This is a genomic window from Mycobacterium sp. NAZ190054 (genome assembly GCF_001545925.1).
Lineage (GTDB): Bacteria > Actinomycetota > Actinomycetes > Mycobacteriales > Mycobacteriaceae > Mycobacterium.
Genome location: NZ_LMVQ01000134.1, coordinates 1 through 9,420, shown reverse-complemented (window position 1 = coordinate 9,420; position 9,420 = coordinate 1). Strand labels below are relative to the sequence as shown.

Genomic DNA, 9,420 nt, shown 5'->3' with positions numbered 1-9,420 from the left:
CCGCCGAGGCACACAAATCGATCAGATCGTCACCACGCGCACTCATCGCGACCGCAGCCTCATCCACATTCAACGCCACCCCATCACGCGCCCGCCGCAACACCCGCCGCAACGCAGCAGGACTGGGCGCATCAGGCTTGGGGGGAACCACCGGGCTGGGCAGGTCAGCACCGTGCTGGGAGTTCAGAGCCACTTCCCTTTAACCCCGACGTCGTCGCGGATCATCCACGCGTCTCACGTTTTGAAACAGCTGCGCCTGGCATAGGGGTCACAGTAGTCACCCGGCCCCGGTGACGGAGCCCGCCCCCGCCGATGCCGGATGCCGCATCAACACCCAGGCCGCAGGCAGCGCTCCGAGGGCGACGAGCAGGATCGGGCCGAACTCCATGATCCCGACACCGCCGAGGACGATGTCGTCCCCGGGCCCGACCACGGTGCACAGCACGACGGTGGCCAGCCACGTCCACAGCGGCAGCGCCGCGAGCCGCGGCACCGACGTCCACTGCAGACCCACCCACACCAGCGCCGCGTTGAGAATGCCGCTGACCAGCGCGCTGACCGGAAGCGGCACCGCACCGATGCGCAGCGGGAGGAAGAAGACGGCCATCAGCGCCGAGAGCACACCGTCGACGGCCAGCAGGGCCAGGATGAGAACACGCAGCCGGTTCGGGGCCGGCGGAGCCGACGCTGTCAGGTCGGGATGCTGTCGAGCACCGAGACGAGCGAGCCGACCACCCACTGGAAGCTGTCCAGGCGGTCCTGCCAGTGCTGCAGGTTGGGATCCAGGTCCGGGTCCATGTGCTTCCCTTCCGTGCGCGCTCGGTTGCCGGCAGCTTACCCTCCTCACCGCCGCCTCAACCGAAGGACAGCCCGGACAGCAGATCGGTTTCCCAGCCGCGGGCGTCCCGTTCGCCGGCGCCGCCGGCCGCCAGCACGTAGTACTCCGTCGAGTCGACCGGAAGCGCGATGTTGTTGGACAGCGCGAACACTCGTCCGTCCGGTGCGACGCTGACCTGGGTCGCGTGGGCGCGCAGCGCCGCCACCCGGGCCGCGGAGTGTTCGGTCAGGTCCAGAGCCGCGTCGATCTCGTCGTCGGGGTAACCGACCAGGGGCAGCGCGTCGGCCGGCACCCGGATCCACCCGTCGGGTGTCTCGCCGAGCGCGGCCAGTCCGGCGCCCAGCGCCGACGCCGACGTGACCGTCCAGTACAGCTTCGGCACCGACCACGCCGCGGCCTGCACCGCTGCAGTCGTCACCCGGTGCGCGTGGATGTGGTCGGGGTGTCCGTATCCGCCTTGGGGGTCGTAGGTGACGACGACGTGCGGACGGAGGTCGTCGATCGCGGCGGCCAGGGTGGCGGTCTGCTCGGCGAAGTCGCCGTCGACGAACCGTTCCCGGTGCCGGGCCGGGGTGCCATCCATACCGGAGTCCCGCCAGCGGCCCGCCCCGCCGAGGAAGCGGGGCCGGTCCACGCCGAGTTCGGCCAGCGCGGCGGTCAGTTCACCGATGCGGTAGCCGCCGAGTTGGTCGGCCTGATCGACGGCCAGACCCGCCCATCGGTCGCCGATGACCTCGCCCTCTTCCCCGAGCGTGCAGGTGATCACCTGCACCTGCGCGCCGCGGGCGGCGTAGTGCGCGATCGTCGCACCGGTGGTGAGGCTCTCGTCGTCGGGGTGGGCGTGGACGAAGAGCAGTCGCGGGTTCTCCATTCGGTCAAGCTTGCCAACCCGTCCGGCGTCGCGGCGACCGGGGCGCGGCCCGCTACGGCAGTTTGACCCAGTCGCCGGCGTCGCCGACGATGCCGACCGGCACGGCGCCGGTCAGGCTGACGCGCTGCACGCTGGGGCCGGCCGCGACGATCGTGGTGTCCTGCAGGATCGGCAGCACCGTGGCCATGTCCCACAGCTTCGGTTCGACCTCGTCGATCACCTCGGCGATGTCGGCGGTGCCGTGCAGGGCCGCGTCGATTCTCGGCTGGATGCTGCGGTCACAGATACCGGTGATGTTGCTGGGCGCCTGCACCAGCTCGTCGGAGTCCGGGTCCGGCGCGGGCGGGGTCGGCGTCGGCGTGGTAGCGGGCGGCGCCGGGGGGCCGGGCGCGGGTGGATCCTCGGTCTCCGACGCCGGCGCCGGCGCTGCGGGGGTCGTCTGCACCGCGGTGGCCTCCAGTGCCGGACAGCCGTAGCGCGACGCCAGCGCCGTCGCGAGGTCACCACCGGCCGGGTGCCAGCCGATCACCGCATCGACCTGGTTGTTGACCAGCGCGTCCCCGTAGAGCGTCACCGGGTCCAGTGCGGACACCGACGCGGCGATCCCGACGTTGCGCAGCTGGTCGGCAGCGGTGTTGGCCACCGCGACGGAGGTCGGGTCATTGGCGGCGACGCCGAGGACCAGCGTCAGCGGCTGCCCCTCCCTGGTCAGCCGGCCGCGGTTGTTCTCCGGCGCGGCCGGTGTCGGCTCCGGCGCGGATTCGATCTGGTAACCGGCCTCGGACAGCAGCGTGATCGCCTCTTCACGGGTCATCGCCGGCGGTGCGGTCGGGACGTAACCGGGGTCCGACGGCGAACGCACCTGAGCCTGGGCCAGTGTGACGGTGTTGTCGTCACCGGCGCCCACAGCGGCGAGCAGGTCGACGTCGAGCAGACCCAGAACGGCCTTGCGGACCAGCGGGTCGGCGAGCATCGGCTGCTGCGCCCGCAGAGTCAGGTGCATGACGCGCGGGGTGACGATCCGCGCGGTGCGCACGTCCGGGATCGCGGACAACTGCGCGAACACCGCCGAGCCGCCGTGGACCTGGGCCACCTGGGTGTCGCCGTTGCGGATCGAATCGGCGAGCGCGGCCGGCGCCCCGCCGCGGCGGAACAGGATCAGGTCCGGGGTGGCCGGCTCGCCCCAGTAGCGGTCGTTGCGTGCCAGCAGGATCTCGTCGCGCTGCGGATCGATGGTGTCGACCCGGAACTGGCCCCCGGTCACGGGCAGCGCCTCGGCCAGACCGGCGGCGAATCCGCCGGGGACGTCCTTGACGATGTGGGCGGGCAGGATGTCGTTGAACAGTTCCCGCCACGCCGGGTAGGGCCGCGAGAACGTCACGACGGCGGTCTTGCCGCCGTCGACGGACTGCACGCCGGTGATGAGGTCGTAGCCCGCGGGGTCGGCGGCGCCGGGTTGGCTGACCATCTGCCGCCACAGATACCAGTAGTCGTCGGCGCCGATCGGCGCGTTGTCGGTCCACTGCGCCTCGGGCCGGATGTGGTAGGTGACCGTGAACGGATCCTCGCTGGTGACCTCCGCCGATTCCAGCAGCGAGGTGTCCAGCTCCCAGCGCGAGCCCGTCGGTGTCCTCGAGTCGGGGATCGGCCGGAACGAACTGGGCAGCACCAGTGAGCTGATCGCTGCGTTGACCGGCGACTGGTCGGACAGCAGATGCGAGTTGAACCCCGGTCCGATCGAGTCGATCGCCATGATGATCTGGGTCGCCTTCATCGGCGGCGGTGGCGTCGCCTCGGTGGTGTCCGTGCTCTGCGGCGCCGGCGGCGGGCTCACCGTGCAGCCGGTGACCACAGCCAGCGTCATGCCGATCGCACCGACACCGGCGCTGACGCGTCGCAGGGTCGTCGGCATGCTCTACAGGGTAGCCAGGGGCGGTCGGCCCACCGGGGTCAGCTGTTGGCCTGCTGCTTGGCCCGCGCCTTGGCCCGGGCCCGCAGCGATGCGGTCAGTTCCACCTTGCGCACGCGCACGATCTCGGGGGTGACCTCGACGCACTCGTCGGCCGCGCAGAACTCCATCGCCTTCTCCAGGTCGAGCTCGAGCGGGCGGGCCAGCGTCTCGATGACGTCGGCGGTCGAGGACCGCATGTTGGTCAGCTTCTTCTCGCGGGTGATGTTGATGTCGAGATCCTCGGCGCGCGGGTTGATCCCGACCACCTGGCCCTCGTAGGTCTCCTGGCCGGGTTCGACGAAGAACTGGCCACGGTCGGCGAGCTGGATCATCGCGAACGGGGTGATCTGGCCGCTGCGGTCGGACACCAGCGATCCGGTGTGGCGGGCCCGGATCTCACCGGCCCACGGGCGGTAGCCGTCGAACACCGCGTTGGCGATGCCGGTGCCCCGGGTCTCGGTCAGGAAGTCGGTGCGGAAGCCGATCAGGCCGCGGCTGGGCACGATGAAGTCCATCCGCACCCATCCGGCGGCGTGGTTGGCCATCTCCTCCATGCGGCCCTTGCGCGCGGCCATCAACTGGGTGATCGCGCCGACGTACTCCTCGGGGCAGTCGATGGTCAGCGCCTCGAACGGCTCGTGCAGTTTGCCGTCGATGGTGCGCGTGACCACCTGCGGTTTGCCGACGGTCAGCTCGAAACCCTCGCGGCGCATCTGCTCGACGAGGATCGCCAGCGCCAGCTCGCCGCGGCCCTGGACCTCCCACGCGTCCGGGCGGCCGATGTCGACGACGCGGATCGACACGTTGCCGACAAGCTCGGAGTCCAAGCGGGCCTTGACCATTCGGGCGGTCAGCTTGTGACCGGACACCTTGCCCGCCAGCGGCGAGGTGTTGGTGCCGATCGTCACCGAGATCGCGGGTTCGTCGACGGTGATGCGCGGCAGCGCGTGCGCGTGCTCCGGATCGGCGAGCGTGTCGCCGATCATGATCTCCGGAATGCCCGCCACCGCGACGATGTCCCCGGCCTCGGCGGTGTCCGTCGGTGCGCGTTCGACGCCGACGGTGGCCAGCAGTTCGGAGATCTTCGCGTTGGTGACCACGGGCACGCCGTCGACCTCACGCATCCACGCGACCTGCTGGCCCTTCTTGAGCCGGCCGTTGTAGATCCGGATCAGCGCGAGACGGCCGAGGAACGCCGACGCGTCGAGGTTGGTGACGAGCGCCTGCACCGGCGCCTCGGGGTCACCGGACGGCGCCGGGATGTGCTCCATCAGCACGTCGAACAACGGGTCGAGGTTGTCGCCGTCGGGTACCTGCCCGTCGGCGGGCTGGGTGGTGCTGGCGATGCCGGCCCGGCCGGACGCGTACAACGTCGGCAGGTCCAGCGCCTTCTCGGCGGCGGCCTGGGCCTCGTCGTCGAGGTCGGAGGCGACGTCGAGCAGCAGGTCGTGACTTTCCTCGACGACCTGCGCGATGCGGGCGTCGGGCCGGTCGGTCTTGTTGACCACCAGGATCACGGGCAGGTGCGCGGCCAGGGCCTTGCGCAGCACGAACCGGGTCTGCGGCAGCGGGCCTTCGGACGCGTCGACCAGCAGCAGGACGCCGTCGACCATGGACAGACCGCGTTCGACCTCGCCTCCGAAGTCGGCGTGGCCGGGGGTGTCGATGACGTTGATGACCGTGACGGAGCCGTCCTTGTGGACGCGGTGCACCGCCGTGTTCTTCGCCAGGATGGTGATGCCCTTTTCGCGCTCCAGGTCGCCGGAGTCCATGATGCGTTCGGTGGCGTCGTCACCACGGTGCGTCAGCGCACCGGACTGCCGCAGCATGGCGTCGACCAGGGTGGTCTTGCCGTGGTCGACGTGGGCCACAATGGCGACGTTGCGAAAGTCCGGACGAGATTGCACGCCGGTGATTGTCGCAGTGCAGTGCACCGATCGCGAAAACGAGAGATTCCCGTCACGTGAAAGCCACCAAGCTCGCCGGCATCAAGCCGAAGAAGAAGTGCTGCCGCAGCAAGCCGCGGTGCAAGCGGTGCCCGCTGGTCGTGCACAAGGTGCGCAGGGCCGAACTCAACGGGTTGCGGGGCAAGGAGCTGGAGAAGGTCTACAAACGCGCCAGGAAGTCCTGACCGGCGGATTCACGGTCGAATCCCGCGGATTCCCGCGGTTTTCCGGCGTACCGTTGAAGGCACCCGTCAGACGTTATGGAGGTAGGTCATGACGGTTTACTCGGTGCTCACCGTCGTTCTCATCACCGTGCTCGCCACGCTGGCGACCCTGGCCATCTTCCTGGGGCTGGCCAACTGGATCGGCGCGTTCTACGTCGTGCGATGTAGCGAATGCCGTCATCTGACGTTCAGCTCCGCGAACCGCAACCAGGCCTCGTGCCCGCACTGCCGTCATCCGGTGTTGACGCATCCGATCCACGCGATCGCACACCGCGACAACCGGGCCGACGTCCGTGTCGCCGGGGACCGGCTGCGGTACTGACGGCCCGGCGGTGATGACGCCGTCGGGGAATGGCCTGCCGGCTGCCCACCTCCGGGAGCGCGGCCAGGTCCACGTGGCCACCGAAGGCGCCGTGTCGCCCTCCTCGCCGTGCGGTACCGAAGGGCCGCGGGGAACTCAGGTCACCGCGGGCTTTGCTCACCGGTCAGCCGAATCAGGTCGGGCAGCCATGCCCGGTCGGCGGGCACCCACGGCAGCGCCTCGATCTCGTCGCCACGCACCCAGCGCAACGCGCGGTGGTCGTGGGGCGCCACGACGCCGCCGGTGCGGGTGACGACGTACGCGCGCAGACGCGTCGTCGCGGTCAACGCGACATCGCATCCGATGCGGGCGCCGACGGTCACGTCGACGCCGAGTTCCTCGTTGAGTTCGCGCGCGAGCGCGGCCTCGTCGCTCTCCCCCGGCGCGACCTTGCCGCCGGGAAGTTCCCACAGCCCCGCCAGCTCCGGCGGGCGGGCGCGTTGGGCCACCAGCAGCGCCCCGCGCTCGATCAGCGCACCGGCCACCACAATCAAGTTCGACACTGCGCCAGACGGTATACCGTCGAGGACATGGCTGTGTTAACCGATGAACAAGTCGACGCCGCACTGCCCGAGCTCAACGGCTGGGAGCGCGCCGACGGAACCCTGCGCCGAACGGTCAAGTTTCCCGCGTTCCTCGACGGCATCGAGGCGGTTCGTCGCGTCGCCGAGCACGCGGAGGCCAAGGATCACCATCCCGACATCGACATCCGCTGGCGGACAGTGACTTTCGCTCTGGTCACCCACTCCGAAGGTGGTATCACGGAGAAGGACGTGCAGATGGCTCGGGATATCGACGGGATCCTCGGATAGCGATCCAGGCCAGCGTCGCCAGCGTGGCCACGATGTAGACCAGGCCCGCCCACGCCAGGTACCACGGCCGCGGGATCACCCAGATGGTCGGCTGGGCGAAGCTCAGCAGCCACGGCACCCCGATCACGATCAGCGCCAACCACCCCCAGCCGAGCACGCGCGCGCCGACCCGGTCACGCAGCGGGCCGTGCAGCAGCCAGATGATCAGCGGCAGCAGCCACACCCAGTGGTGCGTCCACGAGATCGGGGACAGCACCAGCCCGAACAGTTCGACGATGACGATCGCGCCCAGGCGGTCGTCGGCCCCGCCGATCGCCCGCCACGCCAGCAGCGCCAGCACCGCCGTCACCACGATCCCGGCCAGCACGACGGGCCCGTAACCGGCGTCGTGCCCGAGAATCCGGGAGACCCCGCCGCGCCAGGACTGGTTGAACGACGTCCCGACCGGACCGACCCGGTCGGCGTCGCCGAGCAGTTCGGTGAAGTAGAAACGGGTCTGTCCGCCGACCAGCAGCGCCGACACGCCGATGGTCAGGAAGAACACCGCCGCGGAGAAGAGCACCGCGGCCCACCGCCTGGCGCCGACGAAATACAGGCCCGCCACCGCCGGGGTGAGCTTGACGCCCGCGGCCAGACCGACCAGCAGACCCGACAGCCACCATTTCGACGTGTAGACCGCGTACAGCACCGCGAGCACCAGCAACACGTTGACCTGTCCGTAGTCGAAGGTGCTGCGCAACGGCTCGGTCCAGATGCCGACGGCGGTCCAGAGCATCGCGACACGCCGGTCGCCGGGCGCCGATTGCGGGGACAGCAGCCGTTGGCTCAGCCGCACGACGCCGTAGAGCGCGGCGATGATGCCGATCTGCCACGCGAAGCCGACGACACCGAACGGCAGCAGGTGCAGCGGGTAGAACACCACGGCCGCGAACGGCGGGTAGGTGAACGGCAGCGGGAAGTCCGGTGTCTGTTCGCCGTACACGTACTCGTACAACGTGCCTGGTCCGTCGAGTTCGGCGGCACCGCCGACGTACACGTGCAGATCGACGAAGTTGGCGCCGTTGGGCACCAGATAGGTCCATGCCAGGCGCAGCGCGATGCTCACGATCAACAACGCGGGCGCCGCTGCCCGTAGCCGAGCGGTCATCCCGATGGCGGATTCGGTGGTGTCTATCCGACCGACTCTAGCGAGCGGTCACCGTCCGCCTTCACCTCCGTAACGGTTCCATAAATGCCACACTTGTCACTTGAGTAACTCTAGTAACAGGCTAGCTTCGGGTGCAGGCGTGCCGTCAGTGTCTTTCACGGTCATTCGCGGCCTCCAACAAGCGCCACCGACGGAATGGGAGAACCTTCATGCACCGCACCCGGAAACTGTTCGCAACCACGATGATCGCAGCGGCTGGGGCGGTGTCGGCTGCCATGGCCCTCAGCGCCACCGCATCCGCCCAACCGGCGCCTGCGCCCGCTCCGGCTCCCGAGGTCCCGGGCCTGCCGTTCCTGCAGCAGCTGGCCGCCAACCCCGCCGCCGCCACGCAGATCGTGCAGGGTTTCGCCAACATGATGGGCACCGCGCCGGCGGCACCGGCGGCGACGGCGGCCACGACACCCGCGACCCCGGTCAGCGGACCGGGCGCGACGGCGTCGATCAGTCTGCCGCAACCGGCGAACGTGCTGCCCGGCGCAACGGCGCTGCCCGGCGGGAACATGACCACGGTGCCGGTCGGCAACACGACCACGGCGCCGCAGACCGCCCCGGCCTCGCCGCTGTCCGGCCTGACCGATTCGCTCGGCGTTCCCGGCGGGCTGGCCTCGCTGCTGCCTGCCGGCACTCCGCTGGCGAACCTGCTGCCGACCGGTGAGACGGCACCCGTCGCCGCGGCACCCGCCCCGGCTCCCGTGCCGCCGCTGTTCACCCCGCTGTCGGCCCTGCCGTGACGTCCTGAGCGAACCCACCACCCGAAATCACCGATGTATTGGGGGATCATGTCAACGACCCGGCTCATGTCAACGAGGGCGACGATGCTCACCACCAGGCTGGCGGTGTGCTCGTCCGCCGTGTTGCTGACCGTGGGCGTGACCGGCGTGGCGCACGCCGAACCGGCGGCGCCGTTGCCGATCGACGGGGTGCAGGCTCCCGGCCTGCCCGCGGTGCAGAGCCTGGGACCCGTGATCCAGCAGGCCGCCTCTGATCCCACCAATGCCGCGTCGATGCTGATGGCGGCCGCCGCCGTGTTCGCCGGGGACATGGCGGCGCCGCAGCCGTCGCGGGACGTCGCATCGGCGGTCGACTCGTTCGTCGCGTCCCGGGCGTTCTCGGTGCCGATCGAGGAAGTCACCGCAGAGCTGCGGCGCCGGGTCAAGGCCATGTCCTACGGCCTGGCCTACGGGCTGAGCGCCTACGGGCTCTCGCAACA

General features: G+C 70.0%; 11 protein-coding genes and 1 pseudogene. 5 read left to right on the top strand and 7 right to left on the bottom strand.

Going from position 1 to position 9,420, the window contains the following annotated elements; translation table 11 throughout:
* From ASJ79_RS30905 to typA, 5 genes are all read right to left on the bottom strand, one after another.
* On the bottom strand, nt 1-193 hold a 193-nt coding region (locus ASJ79_RS30905; protein WP_156448384.1), incomplete at its 3' end, for a hypothetical protein.
* Between the two features lie 84 nt (nt 194-277).
* Nucleotides 278-739 carry a hypothetical protein gene (locus tag ASJ79_RS11370; protein WP_067955163.1) on the bottom strand — a complete coding sequence of 154 codons (462 nt, stop codon included), beginning with the start codon at nt 737-739 and terminating at the stop codon, nt 278-280.
* Between the two features lie 115 nt (nt 740-854).
* Nucleotides 855-1,709, bottom strand: a complete 855-nt coding sequence (mshB, locus tag ASJ79_RS11365) for an N-acetyl-1-D-myo-inositol-2-amino-2-deoxy-alpha-D-glucopyranoside deacetylase (protein ID WP_067955161.1) — start codon at nt 1,707-1,709, stop codon at nt 855-857.
* A 52-nt stretch (nt 1,710-1,761) separates the two neighbouring features.
* Nucleotides 1,762-3,573: an ABC transporter family substrate-binding protein gene (locus ASJ79_RS11360; protein WP_231750820.1), complete on the bottom strand. Its 1,812-nt coding sequence runs from the start codon at nt 3,571-3,573 to the stop codon at nt 1,762-1,764.
* Between the two features lie 86 nt (nt 3,574-3,659).
* On the bottom strand, nt 3,660-5,567 hold the full coding sequence (typA, locus tag ASJ79_RS11355) for a translational GTPase TypA (protein WP_156448383.1): 1,908 nt from the start codon (nt 5,565-5,567) through the stop codon (nt 3,660-3,662).
* A gap of 56 nt (nt 5,568-5,623) precedes the next feature.
* Here typA and ASJ79_RS32135 point away from each other — a divergent pair, with 56 nt between their 5' ends.
* Both ASJ79_RS32135 and ASJ79_RS11350 read left to right on the top strand, forming a co-directional pair.
* The gene (locus ASJ79_RS32135) at nt 5,624-5,791 is read left to right on the top strand and encodes a hypothetical protein (RefSeq protein ID WP_156448382.1); all 168 of its coding nucleotides are present in this window, start codon (nt 5,624-5,626) and stop codon (nt 5,789-5,791) included.
* Nucleotides 5,792-5,879: 88 nt separating this feature from the next.
* Nucleotides 5,880-6,152, top strand: coding sequence for a hypothetical protein (locus ASJ79_RS11350; protein ID WP_067955155.1), 273 nt, complete (start codon nt 5,880-5,882; stop codon nt 6,150-6,152).
* A 140-nt stretch (nt 6,153-6,292) separates the two neighbouring features.
* Here the strand turns inward: ASJ79_RS11350 and ASJ79_RS11345 are convergent, their stop codons facing one another.
* Nucleotides 6,293-6,694: a (deoxy)nucleoside triphosphate pyrophosphohydrolase gene (locus tag ASJ79_RS11345; RefSeq protein WP_067955154.1), complete on the bottom strand. Its 402-nt coding sequence runs from the start codon at nt 6,692-6,694 to the stop codon at nt 6,293-6,295.
* A 27-nt stretch (nt 6,695-6,721) separates the two neighbouring features.
* Between ASJ79_RS11345 and ASJ79_RS30900 the strand changes: the two genes are divergently transcribed.
* Nucleotides 6,722-7,003: a 4a-hydroxytetrahydrobiopterin dehydratase gene (locus ASJ79_RS30900; RefSeq protein ID WP_082753784.1), complete on the top strand. Its 282-nt coding sequence runs from the start codon at nt 6,722-6,724 to the stop codon at nt 7,001-7,003.
* On the opposite strand, the gene ASJ79_RS11340 is transcribed toward ASJ79_RS30900, so the two are convergent.
* Nucleotides 6,951-8,150 carry a mannosyltransferase gene (locus tag ASJ79_RS11340; protein WP_082753783.1) on the bottom strand — a complete coding sequence of 400 codons (1,200 nt, stop codon included), beginning with the start codon at nt 8,148-8,150 and terminating at the stop codon, nt 6,951-6,953. The two genes, ASJ79_RS30900 and ASJ79_RS11340, sit on opposite strands and share 53 nt — an antisense overlap.
* A 209-nt stretch (nt 8,151-8,359) precedes the next feature.
* Here ASJ79_RS11340 and ASJ79_RS11335 point away from each other — a divergent pair, with 209 nt between their 5' ends.
* Entirely contained in the window at nt 8,360-8,941 is a 582-nt protein-coding gene (locus ASJ79_RS11335) for a hypothetical protein (protein WP_067955152.1), read from the top strand.
* Nucleotides 8,942-9,295: 354 nt separating this feature from the next.
* Nucleotides 9,296-9,420, top strand: a pseudogene (locus ASJ79_RS34995) (DNA polymerase); the annotation flags it as partial.